The sequence below is a fragment of the Veillonella parvula genome, assembly GCF_036456085.1.
Lineage (GTDB): Bacteria > Bacillota > Negativicutes > Veillonellales > Veillonellaceae > Veillonella > Veillonella parvula_E.
In genome coordinates this window covers 993,022-1,017,353 of sequence record NZ_CP138632.1, presented here as the reverse complement: position 1 = coordinate 1,017,353, position 24,332 = coordinate 993,022, and the positions used below count along the sequence as shown (strand labels likewise).

At 40.4% G+C, this 24,332-nt stretch carries 25 protein-coding genes; 24 read left to right on the top strand and 1 reads right to left on the bottom strand.

What is annotated here, in order from left to right; all coding sequences use genetic code 11:
* Positions 1-4 precede the first annotated feature (4 nt).
* The 21 genes from PK1910_RS04830 (at position 5) to ftsH (ending at position 19,862) form a co-directional block, all read left to right on the top strand.
* Positions 5-937, top strand: coding sequence for an ABC transporter permease (locus PK1910_RS04830; protein WP_024061140.1), 933 nt, complete (start codon positions 5-7; stop codon positions 935-937).
* Positions 930-1,829: an ABC transporter permease gene (locus PK1910_RS04825; protein ID WP_024061139.1), complete on the top strand. Its 900-nt coding sequence runs from the start codon at positions 930-932 to the stop codon at positions 1,827-1,829. Before PK1910_RS04830 ends, PK1910_RS04825 begins: the two co-directional genes overlap by 8 nt.
* Positions 1,829-2,809, top strand: coding sequence for an ABC transporter ATP-binding protein (locus PK1910_RS04820; RefSeq protein WP_058948494.1), 981 nt, complete (start codon positions 1,829-1,831; stop codon positions 2,807-2,809). Before PK1910_RS04825 ends, PK1910_RS04820 begins: the two co-directional genes overlap by 1 nt.
* A complete protein-coding gene (locus tag PK1910_RS04815) occupies positions 2,809-3,756 on the top strand; it encodes an ABC transporter ATP-binding protein (protein WP_024060953.1) in 948 nt (315 codons plus the stop codon). Before PK1910_RS04820 ends, PK1910_RS04815 begins: the two co-directional genes overlap by 1 nt.
* Before the next feature lie 12 nt (positions 3,757-3,768).
* Positions 3,769-4,587, top strand: coding sequence for a serine hydrolase (locus tag PK1910_RS04810; protein WP_024060954.1), 819 nt, complete (start codon positions 3,769-3,771; stop codon positions 4,585-4,587).
* A complete protein-coding gene (locus PK1910_RS04805) occupies positions 4,584-6,185 on the top strand; it encodes a peptide ABC transporter substrate-binding protein (RefSeq protein WP_024060955.1) in 1,602 nt (533 codons plus the stop codon). The genes PK1910_RS04810 and PK1910_RS04805 overlap by 4 nt, the downstream gene beginning before the upstream one ends.
* A gap of 56 nt (positions 6,186-6,241) precedes the next feature.
* Complete coding sequence (locus tag PK1910_RS04800) at positions 6,242-7,180, top strand: S66 peptidase family protein (protein WP_058948495.1); 939 nt, start codon at positions 6,242-6,244, stop codon at positions 7,178-7,180.
* A 150-nt stretch (positions 7,181-7,330) separates the two neighbouring features.
* The gene (locus tag PK1910_RS04795; RefSeq protein WP_058948496.1) at positions 7,331-8,485 is read left to right on the top strand and encodes an amidohydrolase; all 1,155 of its coding nucleotides are present in this window, start codon (positions 7,331-7,333) and stop codon (positions 8,483-8,485) included.
* 97 nt (positions 8,486-8,582) lie between these two features.
* Positions 8,583-10,139: an ABC-F family ATP-binding cassette domain-containing protein gene (locus tag PK1910_RS04790; RefSeq protein ID WP_058948497.1), complete on the top strand. Its 1,557-nt coding sequence runs from the start codon at positions 8,583-8,585 to the stop codon at positions 10,137-10,139.
* An 8-nt stretch (positions 10,140-10,147) separates the two neighbouring features.
* The gene (folE, locus tag PK1910_RS04785) at positions 10,148-10,717 is read left to right on the top strand and encodes a GTP cyclohydrolase I (RefSeq protein WP_058948498.1); all 570 of its coding nucleotides are present in this window, start codon (positions 10,148-10,150) and stop codon (positions 10,715-10,717) included.
* Positions 10,710-11,543, top strand: coding sequence for a dihydropteroate synthase (gene folP / locus PK1910_RS04780; protein ID WP_058948499.1), 834 nt, complete (start codon positions 10,710-10,712; stop codon positions 11,541-11,543). The genes folE and folP overlap by 8 nt, the downstream gene beginning before the upstream one ends.
* Entirely contained in the window at positions 11,543-11,905 is a 363-nt protein-coding gene (gene folB, locus PK1910_RS04775; RefSeq protein ID WP_058948500.1) for a dihydroneopterin aldolase, read from the top strand. Before folP ends, folB begins: the two co-directional genes overlap by 1 nt.
* On the top strand, positions 11,905-12,375 hold the full coding sequence (folK, locus tag PK1910_RS04770; RefSeq protein ID WP_058948501.1) for a 2-amino-4-hydroxy-6-hydroxymethyldihydropteridine diphosphokinase: 471 nt from the start codon (positions 11,905-11,907) through the stop codon (positions 12,373-12,375). Before folB ends, folK begins: the two co-directional genes overlap by 1 nt.
* A gap of 101 nt (positions 12,376-12,476) precedes the next feature.
* Positions 12,477-13,292 carry a hypothetical protein gene (locus PK1910_RS04765; protein ID WP_058948502.1) on the top strand — a complete coding sequence of 272 codons (816 nt, stop codon included), beginning with the start codon at positions 12,477-12,479 and terminating at the stop codon, positions 13,290-13,292.
* 94 nt (positions 13,293-13,386) lie between these two features.
* Positions 13,387-14,334: an L-lactate dehydrogenase gene (locus PK1910_RS04760; RefSeq protein ID WP_058948503.1), complete on the top strand. Its 948-nt coding sequence runs from the start codon at positions 13,387-13,389 to the stop codon at positions 14,332-14,334.
* Positions 14,335-14,511: 177 nt separating this feature from the next.
* Positions 14,512-14,844: an FtsB family cell division protein gene (locus tag PK1910_RS04755; RefSeq protein ID WP_004698500.1), complete on the top strand. Its 333-nt coding sequence runs from the start codon at positions 14,512-14,514 to the stop codon at positions 14,842-14,844.
* 69 nt (positions 14,845-14,913) lie between these two features.
* The gene (locus tag PK1910_RS04750) at positions 14,914-15,315 is read left to right on the top strand and encodes a S1 RNA-binding domain-containing protein (RefSeq protein ID WP_004695410.1); all 402 of its coding nucleotides are present in this window, start codon (positions 14,914-14,916) and stop codon (positions 15,313-15,315) included.
* A 97-nt stretch (positions 15,316-15,412) separates the two neighbouring features.
* Positions 15,413-16,309 (top strand): Ppx/GppA phosphatase family protein, encoded by an 897-nt coding sequence (locus tag PK1910_RS04745; RefSeq protein WP_004698482.1) that lies wholly within the window; start codon positions 15,413-15,415, stop codon positions 16,307-16,309.
* Positions 16,278-17,276 (top strand): tRNA lysidine(34) synthetase TilS, encoded by a 999-nt coding sequence (gene tilS / locus PK1910_RS04740; protein ID WP_021147859.1) that lies wholly within the window; start codon positions 16,278-16,280, stop codon positions 17,274-17,276. Before PK1910_RS04745 ends, tilS begins: the two co-directional genes overlap by 32 nt.
* 23 nt (positions 17,277-17,299) lie before the next feature.
* Complete coding sequence (gene hpt / locus PK1910_RS04735) at positions 17,300-17,845, top strand: hypoxanthine phosphoribosyltransferase (protein ID WP_021147860.1); 546 nt, start codon at positions 17,300-17,302, stop codon at positions 17,843-17,845.
* Positions 17,846-17,933: 88 nt separating this feature from the next.
* Positions 17,934-19,862: an ATP-dependent zinc metalloprotease FtsH gene (gene ftsH, locus PK1910_RS04730; RefSeq protein ID WP_021147861.1), complete on the top strand. Its 1,929-nt coding sequence runs from the start codon at positions 17,934-17,936 to the stop codon at positions 19,860-19,862.
* 53 nt (positions 19,863-19,915) lie between these two features.
* Here ftsH and PK1910_RS04725 read toward each other — a convergent pair whose 3' ends face one another.
* Positions 19,916-21,259 (bottom strand): threonine/serine exporter family protein, encoded by a 1,344-nt coding sequence (locus tag PK1910_RS04725; protein WP_004695419.1) that lies wholly within the window; start codon positions 21,257-21,259, stop codon positions 19,916-19,918.
* 171 nt (positions 21,260-21,430) lie between these two features.
* Here PK1910_RS04725 and PK1910_RS04720 point away from each other — a divergent pair, with 171 nt between their 5' ends.
* The 3 genes from PK1910_RS04720 (at position 21,431) to dusB (ending at position 24,263) form a co-directional block, all read left to right on the top strand.
* Positions 21,431-22,405, top strand: a complete 975-nt coding sequence (locus PK1910_RS04720; protein WP_008715815.1) for a biotin--[acetyl-CoA-carboxylase] ligase — start codon at positions 21,431-21,433, stop codon at positions 22,403-22,405.
* Positions 22,406-22,414: 9 nt separating this feature from the next.
* A complete protein-coding gene (locus tag PK1910_RS04715; RefSeq protein ID WP_004695423.1) occupies positions 22,415-23,182 on the top strand; it encodes a type III pantothenate kinase in 768 nt (255 codons plus the stop codon).
* A 94-nt stretch (positions 23,183-23,276) separates the two neighbouring features.
* A complete protein-coding gene (dusB, locus tag PK1910_RS04710; protein WP_021147862.1) occupies positions 23,277-24,263 on the top strand; it encodes a tRNA dihydrouridine synthase DusB in 987 nt (328 codons plus the stop codon).
* Positions 24,264-24,332: the final 69 nt, after the last annotated feature.

Genomic DNA, 24,332 nt, shown 5'->3' with positions numbered 1-24,332 from the left:
GACAATGACGAGGTATGTATTTCGACGTCTAGGTGGCGCAATCATAATCTTATGGGTCATCATTACCGTAACATTTGCACTAATGCATGCAATACCGGGAGGGCCTTTTACAACAGAAAAAAAATTACCGCCTCAGGTGAAAGCGAGCATTGAGGCTAAATATCATCTTGATGATCCCGTGTGGAAACAGTATGGAGATTATTTAGGTGGTGTCATTACAGGTGACTTAGGCCCATCATTTAAGTATGAAGGCCGTAGTGTAAACGATATTATTAGCGATGCATTTCCAATTTCCGCGCAGCTCGGTTTATTATCTTTAATGGTAGCTGTAGTTGGTGGTATTACAGCTGGTGCTATCAGCGCCATGAGACCTAATAGTATTGTGGATTATGCGGTGACTGTATTATCTACAATCGGTATATCTGTGCCTACATTTATTATTGGTGCTGTCCTTGTATACATTGTAGGCTTTGAACTGGGCTGGTTCCCTGTGGCTTTATGGCGTGGCCCATCTTATATGGTGTTGCCCGTGTTGACATTGGCAGCGCAACCGATGGCCTTTATTGCTCGTTTAACGCGCAGTGGTTTACTTGATGTGTATCAACAAGAATACATTCGCACAGCTCGTGCAAAAGGTCTAGGTTCTTGGACCATTTTGACTCGTCATGCACTAGGTAATGCGATTTTGCCAGTTATTACATACTTAGGCCCATTGGCAGCTAGCTTGTTAACAGGTAGCTTTATCGTTGAAACGATTTTTGCGATTCCTGGGTTAGGTCAGTATTTTGTAACATCAATTTATAACCGTGATTATACAGTTATTCTTGGTATTACAATTTTTTATAGTGCTCTTGTGGTATTTCTTAATATTTTGGTGGATATGATTTATCCATTAATCGATCCACGAGTTACAACAGAGGAGGGGACAGATGAATAAGGAAGACTTTTTACCTATTGAACGGGCCCCTCAAGAAGAGATTACTAGTTTTATAAAGCGTCCTAGTAAATGGGAGCGATTTAAGGTAAATCGTTTGGCCGTAGTCGGGGCGAGCATCATCTTGGTGATGATTGTACTCGCTATCTTAGGGCCACTTATTTCACCTTATACATATGCGGATCAATCTTTAATCGATGCGAACCAAAGTCCAAGCTTTAGTCATTGGTTTGGTACGGACACATTGGGCCGTGATATTTATACGCGTGTTATGTATGGTGCGCGTATTTCCTTAACCATTGGTTTTGTGGCAGCTTTCATCAACCTTGTAATCGGCGTTGCCTATGGCGGTATTGCAGGTTATATGGGTGGTAAAGTAGACCGCATCATGATGGGCATTGTAGATGTTTTGTACGGCATTCCACTTTTACTATACGTTATCTTGTTGATGGTTGTACTTGGACCTGGTCTTACATCTATTTTCGTAGCATTAGGTATTGCGTATTGGCTTAATATGGCCCGTATCGTACGTAGCCAAATTTTGAAAGTTAAAAACGAAGAATACATCATCGCTGCAGAAGCCATGGGTATTCCGAAGCATCGCATTTTATTGCGTCATATTTTGCCAAACTGTGTAGGGCCTATCATTATTACTTTAACATTGGCCATTCCAGAGGCAATTTTTACAGAAGCATTCCTTAGTTTTATCGGCTTAGGTGTAAATGCACCTATGGCAAGCTGGGGTGTATTAGCTTCTGAAGGTATTAGTAGCATGCGCTCTTATCCGTTCCAATTGATTTTCCCAGCTGTTGCTATTAGTATTACCATGCTTGGTTTCGCATTTTTTGGCGACGGTTTACGTAATGTATTAGACCCTAAGGAAGGAGATAGATAATGAATAATGCTATTGTTGATGTACGTAATGTATCTATTACCATCAATACCTTCCAAGGTCCGTTGCGAGTTATTCGCAATCAAGATATTTCTTTATACCCTGGTGAGATTTTAGGTATAGTCGGGGAATCTGGGTGTGGTAAATCCGTTTTAGTTAACTCTTTAATGGGCTTATTGCCATATGGTAAAACTAAAATTAAAGCGGATACATTCATGATTGATGGTCATGATTGTTTAGGATTTACTGAAGATGATTGGAATGAACTTCGTGGTACGACGGTTGCCATGGTGTTCCAAGATCCTATGACCTCCTTGAATCCTATCATGACCATTGGAGAGCAAATGTATGAGGTTATCCATCGTACAAATGCGTATGGTGAAGATTACGATGAAAGGGCCATTGCCATCGATTTGTTGAAGAAGATGGGCCTATCTACACCGGAACGACGTTTGTCTCAATATCCTCATGAGTTGAGTGGCGGTATGCGTCAACGCGTATGTATCGCTATGGCGGTAGCCGGTCGTCCTAAGATTTTGATTTGTGATGAGCCCACAACAGCTCTTGATATTACTACAGAGGCACAAATTTTGCGCCTTATGCAAACATTAGCCGTAGAGGCTGGCATTGGTATCATCTTTATCTCTCATAACCTACGTGTTATTGCTCAAATTTGTGATCGGGTTATGGTTATGTACGCAGGTAAATGTGTTGAGTCTGCTACAGTAGATGGTATTTTTAGCGAGCCTCGTCACCCATATACTTTGGGGCTGTTGCTTGCATTGCCTCAAGGTAAATGGCACGGTGAATTGAAGGCCGTTGAAGGTCAACCACCTGATCTATTTGATTTACCTCGTGGATGCGCATTTAATCCTCGTTGTAAATGGGCTATGCGAATCTGCGGTAGTCGGGTTCCGATGGTTACAAATGTTGGTGAAAGTCACCAGTTTACATGTTGGTTAGCTAAGTTGGAGGGACTTTAATGAGTTACGTATGGGAGACTGACAATCTCGTTAAAGAGTTCACCCTGTCAGGCGGCTTATTTAAGCCAAAACAAACGGTACACGCCGTACAAGGCGTGAGTCTATATCAATCACCAGGGGAAACCTTAGGTATCGTAGGGGAATCTGGATGTGGTAAATCTACATTTGGTTACACTTTGATGGGTTTATATCAAGCTACATCTGGTTCTATTTATATGAATGGTCGACATATCAACCCTTATGTGGATAGAGAGTCTGTTCACCCGGTGATGCAAATGGTATTTCAAAATCCTTATGCATCCCTTAATCCGCGGCTTACGGTTAATGCAATTTTAGAGGAGCCTTTAGAATTGAATCCAAAGTATACACCCCGAGATCGCGTGATTCGTGTAAAAGAGGTGCTTGACCAAGTTGGCTTAAATATGTCATTTGGTGAGCGTTATGCTCATGAACTATCTGGTGGGCAACGTCAACGTATCGGCATTGCACGGGCTCTTATTATGGAGCCTCAATGTATCATTTGTGATGAGCCGATTTCTGCGTTAGATGTATCTATCCAAGTGCAAATTATGACATTACTAGAACGGTTACAAGAACAACATGGTATTTCGTACCTCTTTATTTCTCATGATTTAAATATGGTGCGCTACATTAGTCATCGCATGGTTGTTATGTATTTAGGTGCCGTCATGGAAGAAGGTCCTGCATTGGATTTATATGAATTCCCTCAGCATCCGTATACCCGTGCATTGACGGCCTTAAATGGTCCAGTTATGCCACATGCACCAATTGGGGCACCTCTTAAAGGGGATCCACCAAATCCACTAGACCCACCAAAAGGGTGTCTGTTTAGTGGTCGATGCCCAGAAGCGGAAGGTCGTTGTTTTACAGAACGTCCGCCACTTCGAGATTGGGCAGATCGCCGCATCGCATGCTGGCACATATAATGGGAGAATAGTATGGAAAAACTAATTGTTGGCAAGTCCTTGGAACATCAACTAGATACAGTCATTAAAGAATTGGCACCAGCAGGGAATATATCTTATGCGGTGCTACAATTTGATGATGAAGAGGAACCAACACTCATCGCAGCTAGAGGTGAAAATACTGTACATTCTAGTGCGAGTTTAATTAAGGTACTTATCATGGAATATGTCTTTCATTTAGCGCGTACGGAGCAATTGGACATTAATGATACAGTTCCTTTATCTAGAACTCCACGCGTTGAAGGTGGCGGTGCTCTACAAGAGTTAGTTGGTAAACATAGTTTTACATATCTTGAGTTATGCCGTCTCATGATGGTTCTTAGTGATAATATCGCAACAAATCTACTCATCACAGTGCTCGGCATGGAAAATATTAATGCTCGTGCAGAAAAGCTTGGTGTGGATGAGATGGAGCTTAATCGCATGATGATGGACCTTAACGCTCTAGCTGAAGGTCGTGATAATCACATTACAGCTATGTCGTTAGCTCGTTTGTATAAACACATTTTTGAATGTCGTGATAGAGATGCTTATGGCCGAGAAATGTGGAATATTTTAGGTCGCCAACAATTCCGTGATATCTTACCATTTTACTGGGGAGAAGGCATACACTTTCACCATAAAACAGGATCCCTTGATCGCGTAGAGCATGATGGGGGTGTAATAGAAACATTTAGAGGTCATTTCTGCTTTATCCTTTTAATGAGCGATATCGATAATGACCGAGGCAAAGAGTTAGGCGCTCGAGTTGGGCGCATCATGAAAGAATTTGTAGAGGAAGCATTGCCATGATGGATAAACGAAACTTGTTAAAACTCATGGTCCTCGCTCTAGGGGTGAGCGTACTCTTATTCGTATTTGGGTACCCTCGTGGTGTTCAACCAATCGATGAACACACAATCCGCTATGTTATTGAGCAGGAACCATCCACATTGGATCCCGCAAAGTCTACTACCTCTCCGGAGGCTACGGTTCAACTTCAATTATTCGATGGTCTAGTTCGTTTGAATGATGAAAGTGAACCTGAAGCAGCACTTGCTAAAAATTGGGACATCTCCGATGATGGTCGTGAGTATACCTTCCATTTACGACCTAATTTAAAATGGTCCAATGGAGAGCCTTTGACGGCTTATGACTTTGAATACGCTTGGAAGCGCGTATTAGACCCTGAAGTTCATGCGGACAATGCATACATGCTATATGTATTGAAAAATGGCGAAGCCTTTAATACTGGCAAAGCCACGGCTGAAGAGGTTGGTGTTAAGGCTACTGATGAGGATACATTGGTAGTTACCTTAGAAAATCCAACAGCTTATTTCTTGAAACTATTAGCGTCTCATAGCTATTATCCAGTGAGCAAAAAAGCAGTAGAGGCTCATGAAAATTGGGCAGCCAATGCGGAAACTATAGTATCCAATGGTCCATACCGTTTACTTTCTTGGAAGCATAATGGGGAAATGGATTTCATTAAGAATCCAAACTATTGGGATGCAGAATCTGTGAAGACAGAGAAAATGAATTGGCCTATTAGTGAGTCTCAAAGTACACGCCTTACCTTAGTTGAAGGTGGCGAAGCTGATATGACGGTTGAGCCTCCTGTAGCGGATCAAAAACGTCTAGAAGAAGCCGGCCTATTACATATTGGACCTATGCTTGGTAACTACTATTACGTATTCAATGTGAAAGCAGAACCTTTCACAGATCCAGATGTGCGTAAAGCATTTTCTATGGTTATCAACCGTGCTAATATTGTTAATAATATTGTTAGAGGCGGTAAAGAACCAGCTTATGCGTTCGTACCATATGGTATGCTTGAAAGCAATGGTCGTGAAGACTTCCGTGAAGCTGGTAGCTATCTCGTATACGAAGATGTAGAGCAAGCCAAGGAAATCCTGAAAAAGGCTGGCTATGGCAAGAATCGTCCATTGCCGCAAATTACGATTTTGTATAATACAAGTGAATTACATAAAGCTATTGCAGAAGCGATTCAAGATGCATGGATAAATGCATTTGGTGCAGATGTACGCTTACAAAATCAAGAGACAAAGGTATTCTTAGCAGACCGTGAAGCTGGCAAGTACCAAGTAGCTCGCGCTTCTTGGGTTGCCGATTATAGTGATCCACAAAACTTCTTAGAGGTATTCTCTGCTGAAGATAACGATGGTCAGTATCATAGTGATGAGTATAATGAGTTGATTGCACGTATTCGTACAACTCCAAATGGGGCGGCTCGTGATGCGTTGATGCATGAAGCAGAAAAGATGATTTTTGATGAATCTCTTGTTATGCCGTTGTACTTTACAACACAACCATATGTGACAAATGGAACAATTCAAAATTATTTCTGGACCACATTGGGACTTGTTGACTTTAAAAAAGCATACAAATAAGATACACTTAAGACGTACACCTGATGTACGTCTTTTGTTGTATTTTGTGAGGGTATATGAACTGGATTGAACCAAAACGTTTGGCACCGGGAATGACCATAGGTATTATGGCACCTGCTAGTGCAAGCGATGAAGATTTACATAGAATAGAAGAAATTTGTAAGGCTAAAGGCTATAAGGTGCTTGTGGGTGAAAGTGCAAGCCGAAAGGGGCTATATGGAGGCACACCTGAGGAGCAAGCCGCAGAGTTTCAATACATGATGACTACAGCTCCTTGTGATGCGGTGCTCGCTTTACGGGGTGGTTATGGCACGATGCGCTATTTAGAACGACTGGATTATAAAGCGATTCGCAAGTATCGTAAGGCTTTTATTGGATACAGTGATTGTACAGCGCTCCATATGGCTATTAATCGATACAGTCGCCTTATTACGTATCATGGGCCTATGGGGGTAGATTTTAAAGCAGAGCGTAAGGCAGATATTGATGCATTATTTAATGTTTTAGAAGGTAAATTAAAAGTCATAGAACCTTTGCCAGAACCTCCTAGAGGTGCGATTGGTACCGAGCTAGGAGAAGGGATTTTGCGTGGTGGTAATATGACGATATTATCCGTTCTGTCAGGAACACCTTATTTTTTAGAGGATGAATCTTGGGAGGATACCTTACTATTTATTGAAGATGTAGGGGAGGCTCCTTATAAGCTGGATCGTATGTTACAACAATTTCGCCTCAGTGGTTTGTTGAGCTGCATTAAAGGCTTAGTGATTGGCACCTTTACAGATTGTGAAGGAGATGAAGATGAACGTGATTATGACTTAGGTTATGAAACATTGCGATACATGGAGGAAAATAGAAAACCAGAATTACCAGATCCTTTTGTATGCTATGTGCCAACGGGACATGGTTCACCACATCAAACCTTACCGCTAGGAGCGACGATTAGCTTTAGATATATTTCTAATACCATCATCGTTCATCCTTATACGAAATAGATAAGAGCTTTTAGGTGAACGATTTTAGTTAACAGACAAACAGATAAATAGATATTAGATAAAAATAGTAGTTACCGAGATATTAGGTAATAAAATATTAGGAAATAAGATATTAGATAACAAAGATATTAGATAATAATAAGGGGAGTTATGACACTACAAGAACGAGAGGCTCGTGCCTGTGCCATCATAGATAGTATGGCACAGGAATTACGTGCTGTTTCCTTATATTTACACGATAATCCAGAATTGGGCTTGAATGAGCATAAAGCAGTAAAGGCAATTCACCAATTCTTAGAAAAACAGAATTTTATATCTCAAGTAGGGCTCACCGATATACGTGAGTTACAAACCGCGTTAAGAGCCGACTATAGAGGTAATGCTAAATATAAAATCGCATTCTTAGGAGAATATGATGCCTTACCTGAGCTCGGTCATGGTTGTGGTCATAATCTTATTGCCATGATGAGCTTAGGTGCTGCTGTTGCTTTCAGTCAAAGTGCGCCACAGGATTGGGGAACGACTTTCTTTGGTTGCCCTGCAGAGGAAACTATCGGTGGTAAGGTATATATGGCAGAGGCTGGTTTATTTAAGGGCTATGAGGCGGCGCTTATTATTCATCCTGGCGGTGAAAATGAGGTGGGGGGCACATCCTTAGCGACACACCCACTAGAGGTTACCTTCCATGGGCGCTCCTGTCATATTGCATCCTTAACAGATTCAGGAATTAATGCCTTAGATTGTGCGGTAGAATTATATCAAAAAATAAAAGAGTTAAAGAAAACCTTTCCTAAAGGGGCTATTGTGGGGGCCATTTTTACCGAAGCAGGTACAGCGCCAAATGTGGTTACACCAAAGGCTACGATTCGCATGACTGTTCGTGGTAGTACAGTGGATGATTTAGAAGGTATTATTTTGCCGGCTATCAAAGCGGCTGCTCAAGAGATTGCAGCATCCTATGGTGCTCAAGTTGAAATGCATCATTATGAGCCACTTTTTAAGGATATGCGTCAAGATAAAAGATTATTAGATCTCTTTAAGGCTGTGATGACTGAGTTTGGTGAGGTACCTCGTATATTGCCTGATGATGAGGCTGATGGTAGTACTGATGTAGGTAATGTGTCCTATGAAGTGCCTACGGCGCAGCCTACGTTGCAAATTGGTTTGGGATTAGAAGCGCATACGCCAGAATTCACTTGTGCAGCAGGTTCTGACTATGGATTGGCACAAGCTATTAAAGGAGCTAAAATTATGGCTGTTGTAGCCTTGCGATATGCCTTGCTAAGTGATATACCTAAGTTTTGACATATAGAGGTCAAAAAGGTAAAATAGATATAATATTTAAGTAAGTATGAAACAAGCCGTCTTCTACAAGACGGCTTTTATTCCGGTGGAGATAGATATGAGTGTTTTAACCGTTTCAAATGTAACCCATGGTTTTGGAGCGCGACAAATTTTAGATGATGCATCATTCCGCTTGCTAAAAGGTGAACATGTAGGTCTCATTGGTGCTAATGGTGAAGGTAAATCTACGTTTCTTAATATCATTACAGGTAAATTGCCGCCTGATGAAGGCAAAATTGAGTGGTCCAATCAGGTAACTGTTGGTTATTTGGATCAACATGCTGTTCTTGAAAAGGGCATGACCATCCGCGATGTGTTACAGCGCGCTTTTGACGACTTATTCGTGATGGAGCAAAACATTAATGATGCGTACAATCGCATGGGCGATGTATCCGAAGATGAAATGAATAAGCTCCTCGAGCAAGTTGGGGAGTGGCAAGAGATTCTAGAGCAACGTGGGTTCTATGAAATTGATGCGGTTATTGAGCGTACGGCTGCAGGCTTGGGCCTTGTGGACATCGGTTTGGACCGAGATGTAACAGAGCTTAGTGGTGGTCAACGTACAAAGGTTTTGCTCACAAAGCTTTTACTAGAGAAACCGACTATTCTATTGTTGGATGAACCTACAAACTATCTTGATGTGGAGCATATTCAATGGTTGCAAAACTATTTGCAAAATTACGAAAATGCATTCATCTTGATTTCTCATGATATGGAGTTTTTAAATTCCGTAGTCAATGTTATTTACCATATCGAACAAGCGGTGCTTACGCGTTATACTGGTGATTATCATCAGTTCCAAGCTGCTTACGAGGTGAAAAAAGCGCAAGCTGCTAAGGCGTATGAACGTCAACAGCAAGAGATTGAGCGTATGGAAGACTTTATCCAACGCAACAAAGCTCGCGTTGCAACGCGCGGTATGGCGAACTCTCGAGCTAAACGCTTAGAGAAGATGGAAATCTTGGAAAAACCAAAAGAGTATATTAAACCTAGCTTTGGTTTTAAAGAAGGCCGTACACCAAGTCGCTTTATCGTAGAGGCTTTCGGATTGCAATTAGGTTATGATGAACCATTAACTAGACCAGTAGACTTTCAAATTGAAAGAAATAAAAAGATTGCTATTCGCGGTGTCAATGGTCTAGGTAAAACTACGTTGTTAAAAACTATTTTAGGTTTATTGAAGCCTGTTAGTGGTGAGTTGGTAAAAGGTGAGTTCTTACAAGTAGGTTATTTTGCCCAAGAGGATACGCCATCCAATTCTGAAACAGCGTTAGACTATATTTGGAATGAATATCCTGCTATGACCAATGCAGAGGTGCGTGCAGCATTAGCTCGTTGTGGCCTTACTAATGAACATATTACGTCTCAAATGCGCGTATTATCTGGTGGTGAGAATGCAAAGGTTCGCCTATGTAAGCTCATGCAGAATAAGTACAATGTGTTGGTGCTAGACGAACCGACCAACCATTTGGACATATATGCGAAGGAAGAACTGAGCCGAGCATTGCATGATTTTAAAGGTACGATTGTACTGGTTAGTCATGAGCCCGAATTTTATCAAGGTTGGGTTACGGATATTTGGAATATTGAGGATTGGACGACAAAGATCGTTTAGGAGGACCGATGAATCAACGTGCAAAGGACGGGATAAAGCAATTCTTAGAGGCTTTATCTGTTGATACAGAGGCACCAGAATTAGAGAAGACACCAAGTCGTGTAACAGAATTATATAGTGAATTATTCAGCGGTGTAGGATTAGACACGAAAGCTGCATGGGGAGAGACTTTTAGTACAGACTATAAAGGTCTCGTAGCAGTTACAGGGATTCCGTTTTACTCCATGTGTGAGCATCATTTATTGCCTTTTTTTGGTACCGTAGATATCGTGTACCAACCTAAGGATGGATGTGTGGCAGGACTTAGTAAGTTTCAAGATATCGTGAATATCCTCAGCCGTAGACCGCAATTACAAGAGCGGTTAGCATCTGAATTAGCTGATGCGATTATGAATGATTTATTTGCTTATGGCGTATTTGTACGCATTACATCGACTCAGTTGTGTATGCTCATCAAAGGTACCATGCAGCAAGATTCAAAGGTTATTACATTAGAAAGCCGAGGCGTATTAGCCGAAAAGGGCACATTAAGAGATGAAGCGTTGGCAATGTTAGGCGGAGGACAGGTAAATGTTTAAACGTAGAAATTATACATGGAATGATGGCAAAAGTTTATCTTTGTGCGATCGAACCCTTATTATGGGGATACTGAATGGTACACCTGACTCCTTCTCTGATGGAGGTCAATTCAACACACCAGAAACAGCAGCAGCGCATGTAAAGCAAATGATTGAAGATGGTGCAGATATTATCGATTTAGGCGTTGAATCTACACGCCCTGGTTCTACACCTTTGACCGCAGACGAGGAAATAGAACGCTTATCTCTATTAATAGAGCCTGTCTTACAGGCCTCTACAGTGCCTGTATCTATTGACACATATCATGCTAAAACTGCAGAATATGCTTTCTCTAAAGGGGTACATATTTTAAATGATGTATGGGGATTACATTATGATCCTGACATGGCCGCGGTGGTGGCTAAATATAAGGTACCTGTTATCATCATGCATAATAGTAATGATACAAATTATGGTGATATCATTGAAGATATGAAAGCGTTCTTCTTCTGTGCTATCGATAAAGCGTTGAAAGAGGGGGTAACGCCACAACAAATCTGGCTTGACCCAGGTATTGGCTTTGGTAAAACTGAAGAACAAAATATTGAAGTTATGCAACGCTTGGGTGAGTTAACGGCTTATGAATATCCTGTTTTACTTGCTCCAAGCCGCAAGCGTTTCATCGGATCTATGTTAGGCGGATTGCCTCCAGAAGATCGCGATGAAGGTACGGTAGCAGCTTGTATTACAGGTGTATTCCAAGGCGTTGATATGGTGCGTGTTCACAATGTGAAAATGCACAAACGCGCCTTAGCAGTAGCAGACGGCTTGTTACGAGGTGAATAATGGATAGAATCGTTTTAAAAAATATGGCATTCTACGGATACCACGGAAATTTGGCATCTGAGCAAGAACAAGGACAACGATTTTTTGTAGATGTAGAAATAATAACTGATCTTACAAAGGCCGGTCAAAGTGATCAATTAGAGGACTCAATCAATTATGTAGAGGTATATGAAATTGTAGAAGCGATTATGACTGGTGAAAACTACAATCTTTTAGAACGATTAGGGACGCTTATCGCCGATTCCTTGTACCAACATTATCAAGGTATTGTAGGTCTCTCTGTAACGGTGCGTAAACCATCTGTACCGATTTCAGGTATTTTGGATTATGTTGAGGTTATCACTACAAGAGGACAAATTTGATGTATACCTATTACATCAGTGTAGGCTCGAATATAGGGGACAAGAGAGACCACATCAATTCTGCTTTTCAATCCTTACAACAACATGGGGCAATTTCTAAGCTAGTCACTTCTTCTCTTATTGAAACTGAGCCGTGGGGATATACGGAACAAGATACCTTTGTTAATGGCGTATGGTCTTGTGAAAGCACTCTAGAACCACATCAAATGCTCAGCCTTATTCAGCAATTAGAGCAGGCGGCTGGACGAAAACGATTGATTCATTGGGGCCCTCGCACATTAGATTTGGATATTATTTTAGTGTACGATACAGAGGGGAAAATGATTTCTCTGTGTGATGAAAGTCTTGTGATACCGCATCCTCATTTTTGGAATCGTAATTTTGTACTAGAACCGCTATCTCAGCTGTTACCAACTTTCACATATAAAGGGGTTAAGGTTGCCGACCGATTATCTCAATTGGATGTATAAGCTAGAATCGTATATAAGCTAATGTTAGATACATTGTAAACACGATACATATTGTACGCATGCTTTTACGTTTTATGATTGGGGAGTCATGGAGAGCGTAGATGAATATAAAACGTATTGGATTATTTGCACTGGCACTTATTATAATGGGCATATCTTACTGGCTTGCTGTAGGGGCAAATTATGATAGTAAAACAGTACGTATTGATCCAGAAGCGCATACACTGGTTAATTCTAGTGATGCCATTATTTCAAAACGAATATTAGCGATGAAGACCAGTGGCTCACAAGTGTACTTCTTAGGTTATGAAGGACTAGGGATTTATAATTTATCTGATAATACACTTCGCTTGATGCCCATTACCTTTAGAGGGCAACATATAGAACCTCCTAAATCGGATGATTACCAACGAGGTTTACGGAATATAACAAAGGTAAAAGCATTGTCTGACTTCAGTAATGATGAGCAAGATGAATTTAAAAGTTTGTTGGACTCTACCGATGGAGGGGCCCATTATTATGGTGACTTTTACCATTCTGGTTATGAGTCGTCTCTCATTGATTTGAAGGACCAGTATTTTATTACGAATACAGTACGTGCATTAAAACGTGTTAATCATACATTATATGTGTATGATGGATCAGGTTTTATTATTATAGATTTAGATAATCGTCGTATCCAAGGGTTCTTTAATAACCGCATTAGTGGTGAAGGCTCTAAGGGGGTGCCTGATAGTTTACGTGGACATTATGGTTCTGATTTTATTATGATATATGCATTATCCAAATTAGATCCTAAAGATTTGGATATCTTATGGTCCATGCGTAAACAATATTTAGAAAAATCTCCTCAAGCGATGGAAGAAAAAGATTTGTTCCCACTCAATTTGAATGAGATGAATTTAAATGAGTTATGATTCTAGTAAGGTAAATTATATACGGATATACGTGATTTAAATAATTGGCATTTGAGGATATGTTATCGTTTTATGCTAAGGTATGGAGGCTCTTATGAAGTTACGCAAGGTAGGTATTATTGGTACTGGACATGTAGGCTCTCATGTGGCATTTTCTTTGGCCTTACAAGGTGAGGTTGATGAATTATATATGATGGATATTGACGAGAAAAAAGCTCAAGCGCAAGCTATGGATATTAATGATGCCGTTAGCTATATTCCACATCAAGTAACTGCTACATCAGGTCCTATTGAAGAATGTGGAGATTGTGATATTCTCGTTTTTAGTGCGGGACCTTTGCCAAATTTGTATCAAGATCGTCTCGAGAGTCTTGGTGAAACCGTAGCTGTACTTAAAGATGTTATTCCACGTATCAAGCAATCTTGCTTCAAAGGCTTTATCATTTCGATTTCTAATCCCGCTGATGTGGTAGCTACCTATTTATGTAAACATCTTGAGTGGAATCCTAAACGCATCATTTCAACGGGAACAGCTCTAGACTCAGCTCGATTGCAAAAAGAATTAGCGCATATCTTTACTATTAGTAATCGCTCTATTACGGCCTACTGCTTAGGTGAACATGGAGGTAGTGCTATGGTGCCATGGTCCCATATTTGTGTACAAGGGAAACCACTTTTAGAGTTACATCGAGAGCTACCCCATAGATTTCCTGAACTTGACCATGTAAAAACACTAGATGATGTTAAAATTGGTGGCTATCATGTACTAGCAGGTAAGGGGTCTACGGAATTTGGGATTGCTAGTGCTACCACAGAATTAATCCGCGTTGTATTTCATGACGAAAAGAAGGTATTGCCTTGCTCCTGTTATTTAGATGGACAATATGGAGAAGAAGGAATATTTGCATCTACTCCTGCTGTTATTGGTAAAGATGGTATCGAAAATGTTTTTGAACTGCAACTAACCAATGAAGAGCTAGCCTTATTTAAAACTTCTTGTGCTGTCATTCGTGAACATGTTGTAAAGGCTGAGTCTATGTAAGTGGATGTTTACTTTTGTATATAGAAAGTTTACATTGCATATGGAGTTTTAAATTTATACGGATTTATGTTACCGTTCTTAATGAGAAATATCTGTAATTTTCTTTAGTCCCAAGCTCTGTTATGTGGTATAATCTAAAAATGACAGTATACAGATGATGAATATTTGGGGGACATTATGACTCAGGACACTATGGATGTACAACGCCCAAAAAGGCCGCGCAAACGGGTTCGTCCTAATCGCAAAGCACAGGATCAGCGTATTATCCTCATGTGGATCAAGCGAATTGGCATAGGGATTATGGTGCTGTTACTGTTAGGGCAGGCTTATCGCTTGGTGGCTGTATATCAAGAAAAACAACATATAGAGCAACAATTGCAAGAGTTACAGCAGCGAAATGAAGAGTTAGAACAGGAAAAGGCCAGGTTACAAGATCCAAAGACCATAGAAGGGGTTGCTCGTGAGGAGCTAGGATTGGTAAAACCTGGTGAAGTACCATATGTAAAATAGAGTATATTCTATTATTTTTTCTTTGCATCAGTTTGTAGTTTAAGGTTTCCGCATTAATTAGGAGGTTGCATGGCAATCGAAGTTGGTAACATTATTGATGGTACCGTATCAGGTATTACAAAATTCGGCGTATTTGTTGATTTAGGAGAAAAGCAAACAGGGTTAGTTCATATTTCTGAAGTAGCTCATGGATATATCGAAGATATTAATACCCTTTTAAAAGTTGAGGATCCAGTAAAGGTTAAGGTTTTATCTATTGATGGTAATAAAATAGGACTTTCCATTCGTCAAACACAACCTAAAGAGGGGATGGACGAAGAAAAACGTCCTCATCGTGTTCAATCGAAACAAAGCATAGAGTCTTTCGAAGCGAAGATGAAATCATTCTTGCGCGATAGCAATGAACGATTACACGATTTAAAACGCAATACCGAAGGAAAACGCGGAGGCCGAGGTGGTCGTCGAGATTAATAGTGAGAGATGGCATCTAGCCATCTCTTTACTTATGTATAGAGTATTAACGCTATAATAGTATTAGAAAAATGCTATTTATATGTAAGGAGCAATTATGAAGTTAGCAATTATAGATATTGGCTCTAATTCGGTGCGTTTATTATTGGCTACCTATGAGAATAACGAGTGGCGTTATGAGCCTAAGCAGTTGTGGACTACCCGTTTAGGTCAACGAAATACAGATGGTACCTTGCGAGATGAATCCATGGAAGCATCCTATCAAGCCTTTACGGATATACAAAAAATAGCAAATGAATACGGTGCTGACTATTGCTTTGGTTTTGCGACGAGTGCTGTTCGTGAAGCAGCCAATGGACTTGCATTTATGGAACGTATTAATGAATACTGTCCTATGGAGTGGCGAATTTTATCTGGTGCTGAGGAGGCTATTTATGGTTTTAATGGTGCGTTAGGAGATCAATTAAAGGATGGACGTCATTATACGACCATCGATATTGGTGGAGGTAGTACAGAACTTGCATTAGGTAACAAGGACGGAGTGTACTGGAGTCGTTCTTATCCTGTGGGAGCGGTACGCCTTCAATCTATATCTGACGAAGGGCCTCAACGAGTGTGGGAGGAAACTCGTTTTCTTTGGGACCCGATGAGGATTGAAGGTGAATTTGGTGAATTTATCGGTATTGGAGGAACCCTAACAACCTTGGCTGCTATTGATTTAGGTTTAGACCATTATGATGGCACAAAGGTACAAGGTCATAAATTGAGCCGTGAAACAGTGGAAGGCATTATTATGAAATTGCGGTATATGAGTCGTGATGAGAGACTACAAGTAAAAGGTTTACCCGCTGGGCGTGCCGACATTATTGTTGCTGGGGCAGAGATTTTAACGTCCTTTATGGATTCCTATGAGGTCCCTCATGTATTTGTGAGCGACCAAGATGGTATGGAGGCGATGGCCCGTGAATGTGAAAGCACTCATTCGAACCGTTAATCACACTTTAAAATTACATGATATATTTCCTGAGAATTGTCGTATCTTGGTAGCTTGTTCTGGTGGTCCTGATTCGATGGCTTTATTGCATTTATTGCAAGATATTGCTACACATCGCCATACAGTATATGAGCTTGGAGTTGCTATCGTAGATCATTGTATTCGTCTTGAAAGTAAGGATGAGGTCCTATGGTTACGAAATCAAGCGGACGTGCTAGGACTGCCATTTTATACGGCTGTCTTTGACGTGCCTAAATTGAGTCAAGCTCAAAAGCTATCAGAGGAAACTATAGGCCGCCAAGTTCGGTATCAATGGCTAACCGGTATAGCACAGTCTGAGGGGTATGACTATATTGCAGTAGCTCATCATAAAGATGACCAAGCAGAATCAATTTTAGCACATCTTATTAGAGGGACTGGACTTAATGGTTTGACAGGCATGGCCGTTGTTAGTAATGATTATACTGTTCCAGTAGTAAGACCTCTGTTAGATGTCACAAAAGAAGAATTACTTCTATATTTAAAAGAGAAAGATATTTCTTACTGTATAGATAGTACAAATGAGGATGTACGATATCAAAGAAATAGAATTCGTCATCGCATTATACCTGAGTTAAAAGCCATTAATCCTATCGTTAGCGATGCCATAGTAAGGCTAGGGGCTTCTGTACGCGAAGACATTTCTCTTATTTCTAATTTAACGGATATGGCGTTTGATGAGTTAGTAACTATCTCTGATGAGGGCGCGTTTATATCTCGTAGGGGGTTACGTAAGAAGCCGTTGGCTATACAACGTCGATTGTGGCAAAGACTGGTGAGCATCTTTGATCCTGAAATCAAGCTTACCACTGCTCATCAAGAGCAATTACTTGACATTGTTAACACTGGGGAAGGGAAAACTTTCAATATTAAAAGTATAAAAGTAAGTGCTCAATGTGATACAATAAAAATATATTGCAAACATTAATATGAATCGTGGAGGTCATATAGATGCATCAAGATGCAAAAGATATTTTATATACAGAGGAACAATTAAAGACACGTGTGGTCGAATTAGGTCGTCAAATCAGTGCTGACTATAAAGGGGAATCCGTAGTTCTCGTAGGGGTATTGAAAGGTGCTATTGTATTCTTTACAGATTTAGCTCGCTCTATCGATGAGAATGTGGATGTAAGCTTCGATTTTATTTCTTGCTCTAGCTATGGCAGCGGTACAACAAGTACAGGGGTAGTTCGAATTTTAAAAGATTTGGATCGATCTGTAGAAGGAAAGCATGTACTCGTTGTAGAAGATATTGTAGATACGGGCACAACATTACATTACTTGCTAGAAAATTTACATGCTCGTGGAGCTAAAAGTGTACGCCTAGCAGCGTTATTAAATAAACCTGAACGCCGTAAAATGGATGTAGAAGTAGACTATGTAGGCTTTGTCATTCCCGATTACTTTGTTATCGGCTATGGTTTAGACTATGCAGAAAAATATCGGCACTTACCTTATATAGGTATTTTAAAGGAAGAAATGTATCAAGATTAAAAATATGATATAATATATGAGTGCATCTCTCAACGAGATGTACTCAATTCGTTTATGCCACTAAACTATTATTGAAAGGGGTAATATTTTGGGTCGATTTACTAAAAATATCGTCCTTTATTTACTTATCATTGCCGCTTTCGTTATCGCCATTGACGCTTTCTCTGGTCAAAGTGCGAATAAATCTGAACTCAGTTATACAGGATTTATTCAACAAGTACAACAGAAAAAGGTTGAGTCCGTAACGATTACCAATGATCATGGTATTAAAGGTAAACTAAAAAATGGAACAGAATTCAATTCTTATGCGCCAACTGATGAAACGTTAATCAAAACTTTACAAGATAATGGTGTAGAAATTACTGCAGCTCCTCCTGAGCAACCTGCTTGGTGGATGAGCTTGTTAGGTTCTGCTATTCCAATTATTATTTTGGTAGTATTGTTCTTCTTCATCATGCAACAAACGCAAGGTGGCGGTGGCCGAGTGATGAACTTTGGTAAAAGCCGTGCTAAATTGATGGGTGAAGGCAATGTAAAGGTTAGCTTCAAAGATGTAGCTGGCGCTGAAGAAGCAAAACAAGAATTAGAAGAAGTAGTAGAGTTCTTGAAGGATCCAGGCAAATTTACAACTATCGGTGCTAAAATTCCGAAAGGTGTATTATTGGCAGGACCTCCAGGCACAGGTAAAACATTACTTGCTAAAGCTGTTGCTGGCGAAGCAGGGGTACCATTCTTTACGATTTCTGGTTCTGACTTTGTAGAGATGTTCGTTGGTGTTGGTGCTTCTCGTGTGCGTGACCTTTTCACACAAGCGAAAAAGAACGCCCCATGTATCATCTTTATCGACGAAATCGATGCGGTTGGTCGCCAACGTGGTGCCGGCCTTGGTGGTGGTCACGATGAACGTGAACAAACATTGAACCAATTGCTCGTTGAAATGGATGGTTTTGGTGCCAACGAAGGTATTATTACTATCGCTGCAACAAACCGCCCAGATATTCTAGATCCTGCACTTTTACGTCCAGGTCGTTTTGACCGTCAAGTTATTGTAGGTCGTCCAGACCTACGCGGTCGTGAAGCAATCTTGAAAGTTCATGCTCGTAATAAGCCTTTAGCTGATGACGTAGATTTGAAAACGATTGCTAAGAAAACTCCAGGCTTTACTGGTGCTGACTTGAATAACTTGTTAAACGAAGCAGCTCTTTTGGCGGCTCGTCTTAACAAAAAAGTAATTACTATGGCTGAAGTTGAAGAAGCCAGTGAAAAAGTTAGCATGGGACCTGAACGCCGCAGTCATATTGTGAGCGATAAGGATCGTAAGTTGACAGCATACCATGAATCTGGTCATGCTATCGTGGCACATCTATTGCCTCATGCAGATCCTGTTCATAAAGTAACGATTATTCCTCGTGGTGCAGCTGGTGGCTACACTATGATGCTTCCTACTGAGGAACAAAACTACAAAACAAAATCTCAATTATTAGCAGATATTCGAGTTGCTCTTGGTGGTCGAATTGCAGAAGCCTTGATTTTAGATGAAATCAGTACAGGCGCTTCTGGGGACCTTCAAAGTGTAACTAATACTGCTCGCGCTATGGTAACGCGTTGGGGGATGAGCGATGAGCTTGGTCCTATCGTGTTTGGTGAACAACAAGAACAAATCTTCTTAGGAAAAAACCTAGGCCATGAGCGCAACTATAGTGAAGAAATCGCTGCGAAAATCGACTCTGAAATTCATCGTATCGTAGAAGAAGCTTATAAAGATGTAACAAAACTTCTTAGCGATAATGAAAAATTCTTACATGACATGGCAAATGCTTTGTTAGAAGAGGAAACAATCGATGCGAAAGCGGTAGATAATCTTTACAAATATGGTACAACAAAAGAACCTGAAGCTGAGGAGCCTAAAGTAGCTTCTGAAGTAGAAGGTAGCGTAGTACCAGAGAGTGTTGATGCTAAAGAAATAACTAGTACTGTAGCAGATCCTAGTGAAGCATCATCTAATGAAATTAAATAATGGATTTTGTCCAAATGAAAAAGAGCTAGCCTTTTTAGAAGGCTAGCTCTTTTTTACTGTCCATCGTTTATATGACGTGTGGCAAGAAGTTCTGTCATGCGTTGTTCTTTTAGTTTTTGCAAATATTTTTGTGCTAAAACATTTGGTATAGCTACACCGATTGCTATAGCTATAGTTGTAAATGTGCCAGTTACACCATTTTGTATCATAAGGATTAGACTAGCATCATTTAATGCATTGATGTGTAACATGTCGAAGAGAAATCGGTAGTACAGTATACCGGGCATTAATGCGATGGCAGACGGCACGATAATGATAGTGCTAGATGTTTTTAACCAAGTAGAAACTTTTACAAAAATAATACTCATAATGGCAGCACCAATAAAGGTAGCACCTGGTGTAGAAAATCCTAATTCTACGGATAGTATATTGCGAATACATACACATAGTACGCCACCAATACCAATGGATACTAATAGTCTGACAGGAGCATTAAAAAGTACCGCAAAAGCAGCTGCAGCTGTAAAAGAACCGATAACTTGCTCAATGGAAATAACATGAGGTTTAATATCAACAAAATTAAATGCTGGTGCAGGGCTAAAGTAGAGTGCCATGGCCATACCTAAAGTCATGCTACCCACGATGAGTAATGTTCTAATAGCGCGTGTCATACCCGATAAAATATGATTATTAATGATATCGATGACACAATTGATCAATGGTACCCCAGGAATCATGAACAAGGTACAGCAAACGAGTACATATAGTAAGGATTCATTATTTACATGACTATAAAAAGCGTAAGCCGATATCATGGCACCAAATCCGCCTAATGCGATTCCTACATATTCATTAAGCCCTAATCTGCCTGATAGGGTGCGCGTAAAATAACCAATACTAGAACATATGATGGTAACGATGAATGCGATAATATCGCCACTGTAAAGGTATGCAAGACCTGCCGAACCTAGTGCACAAGCTAGTCCTTTTATCCAGTTTGGATACGTTGGTATAGTTGTATCCAGTTTGGCAATTAGTCGTTCATAGGTCGTTAGTGAGTAATGTCGCTCAAAGGCGCGCCATGTGAGCTTTGATACGGCATTGATCATAGCCATATTCGGAATATGAACCGGTGTTTTTCTGAAGACTGTTATGGATCGTTCTTTGTGTAATAGATTGACCATAATAGTGGTATATGAAATATGGATATTTAAGTAATCATGAGGAATTCCCATAAATGTTGCGGCTTTTAGCATTTCCTCAATGATTCGATTTGTATTTGCCCCACATTCCATTAGTAACTTCCCTATATTGAGTAGTACATCCAGTTTTCGATGAATATGGATAAAAGGGTTCTCTAAAACTTGATTTTTCTCTTCTAATGTAAACTGTTTCATATATCTCTCCGAAGGATAATAGATAGCATTATTGTTATCTATTTTTTTATGTATACCTTTATACTATATACATTATAACATTAATTATTTTAAATAATCCTTGCATTTTACAAGGTACACTTGTACAATCGAATTGTAAACCTAGGTTGACAAAGAAAGGGGCTCTAAACTATGCGTGATGAAGTGCTAGAATTCTTGAGACAAAACCAAGGTAGTTTCGTATCGGGACAAGATATGTCCGAAGCCTGCCATGTTTCGCGCACAGCTATTTGGAAACATATCAAGGCGTTACGTCAAAAAGGCTACAAAATTGAATCTTATACCAAGAGAGGGTATCGATTATTGGAAGAACCTGATTTGTTGAGCCCCTTGGCAATGAAACAAATCTTAAAAACAGATGTATTTGGTAAACGATATGTTTATATGGATACCACGGAGTCTACGAACTTAGAAGCTCGTCGTTTAGCTCAACAAGGTGCAGAAGAAGGTACGGTTGTGGTTACTGAGGAACAGGCTGCTGGTCGTGGGCGTTTATCTCGCGGTTGGTATTCTCCATTTGGCAAAGGCTTGTGGTTTAGCTTGATTTTACGTCCTGATTTTCCACCTGTAGAGGCTCCAAAGTGTACTTTGATGGCTGCAGTGGCTTTAACAAAGGCCTTTCATAAGATGGGGCTCACTGATGCGGGGATAAAGTGGCCTAATGATATTCTTGTGAATGGTCGTAAGCTAGTAGGTATTTTGACAGAAATGTCTGGTTCTATGGAAGAAATTTCTCATATTGTAATGGGCATTGGGGTCAACGTAAAAACAAAACAAGAAGAACTACCAGAAGAGTTAAAATTAATTGCTACATCCCTTGCGATGGAAGATATTGATATTGAGCGCACAGAAGCATTTAGACTTATATTAGAAGAATTAGAACATCAATATTATGAAGTGCTCGATAGTGGCTTTGACGAAACCCTTAATGAATGGCGGCAATTATCTGTTACTCTCGGTGAAGAAATTGAAGTGCGTGCTCCTGGCAATACCTATGAAGGGGTGGCTACAGATATTGATGAAGATGGTAATTTATTAGTAAGAATCTCAGATGGGACAATTAAACGTATTGTGGCAGGGGACGTATCAATTCGTCCGCGTAAATAGGAGGCATTAATGTTATTAGTAATTGATGTGGGAAACACCAATATTGTTCTCGGTGTATACGACAAGACAGAACTTGTGGGTCACTGGCGTATTTCCACAGATCGGGTCCGTACCACCGATGAATATGGCATGCTGATGATGAACTTATTCTTTCACGACCGTAAGGTTGATGTAAAAGATATTAATGCTATCATTATTTCCTCGGTTGTACCACCATTAATGCCTACATTAGAGCGCGTGTGTTTGCGCTACTTTAATGTAAATCCTCTTATTGTAGGTCCAGGTACTAAAACTGGCATCGCTATTAAGTATGATAATCCTCGTGAAGTAGGGGCTGACCGTATTGTAAATGCTGTAGCAGCACATGAGCTTTATAAGGGCGATTTAATTATCATCGATTTTGGTACGGCTACAACTTATTGTGCGGTACAAGGTAATGGCGATTATATGGGCGGGGTTATTACTCCAGGGGTAACAATTTCTGCAGAGGCTTTATTCCAACGGGCGGCCAAACTACCTCGTATCGATGTGAGAGACCCGGGGCAAGTCATTTGTCGAAATACGGTGTCCTCTATGCAATCTGGTATGTTCTACGGTTATGTAGGTCAAGTAGAAGGCCTCGTGTCTCGTATGAAAGCGGAAATGGGGAATCATGTAACTGTAGTGGCTACAGGTGGTTTGGCACAGCTTATTAGCAGTGCTACAGACTGCATTGACCATGTAGAACCTATGCTTACATTAGAAGGCTTACGCCTTATTTACGAAAGAAATAAATAATGCTACTATAATATAGTTACGTATAGGTAACGAAGTAGTGTACATTCGGGTACAGCTTATGCTGTACCTTTTTTATTAAGGGAAATAGAATTATATGAATAATAAACAGTGGCAAATTGGGGCTGTCAAAATTGATGGTCAAGCCATATTAGCGCCTATGGCAGGGGTTAGCGATATTGCGTATCGACTACTGGCCAAAGAACAAGGTGCAGCCTTGGTATGTACCGAAATGGTCAGTGCTATGGGTATTAAATATAAGAATGAACGTACTCATGAATTATTGCGCATTGAAGAGGCAGAACGTCCTGTATCCATGCAAATTTTTGGCTCTAATCCAGAAGCAATCGCTTTGGGGGCTAAGGTTGTGGCCGATGCGGGTGCCGATATTGTAGATATAAACATGGGCTGTCCTGTAAAAAAGGTAGTTACCTCTGGCGATGGTTCGGCACTTATGAAAAATCCTGATCTAGCGGCGCGTGTTGCAGAAGCCGCTGTTGAGGCTGTTGATGTACCTGTTACTGTAAAAATGCGTATCGGTTGGGATAGTGACTCTATTAATGTTGTGGATTTTGCAAAACGCATTGAGTCTACAGGTGTGGCTGCTATAGCCGTACATGGGCGTACAAAGGAGCAAATGTATAGTGGACATGCGGACTGGTTTTATATTAAGGCTGTGAAAGAAGCGGTATCTGTACCCGTACTTGGCAATGGTGATATTGTGAATCCTGAAGATGCTAAGCAAATGCTTGATGAAACCGGTTGTGATGCTGTAATGGTAGGCCGTGGTGCACAGGGGAATCCTTGGATCTTTGGTCGTATTCATCATTATTTAGCCACTGGTGAAGTATTGCCGGCTCCGACCGATATAGAGCGTCTAGATATGTTATTAAAGCATTTTGACTTGTTATGCCAATACAAAGGTGAAAGTATGGCCGTTAAGGAGATACGCACTCATGCGGGCTGGTATATGAAGGGACTTCCGGAATCTGCATATTGGCGCAATCGAGTGAATACAATTCATACTGTAACGAGCTTTCACAATGAGCTAGAATCATATCGCAAAATACTGTCCGAAGGGTAGTCAGATTGACAAATAAATAGTATTTTTATATAATGATTGAGATAATTTAGAAACAAGAGATAAGGTGTC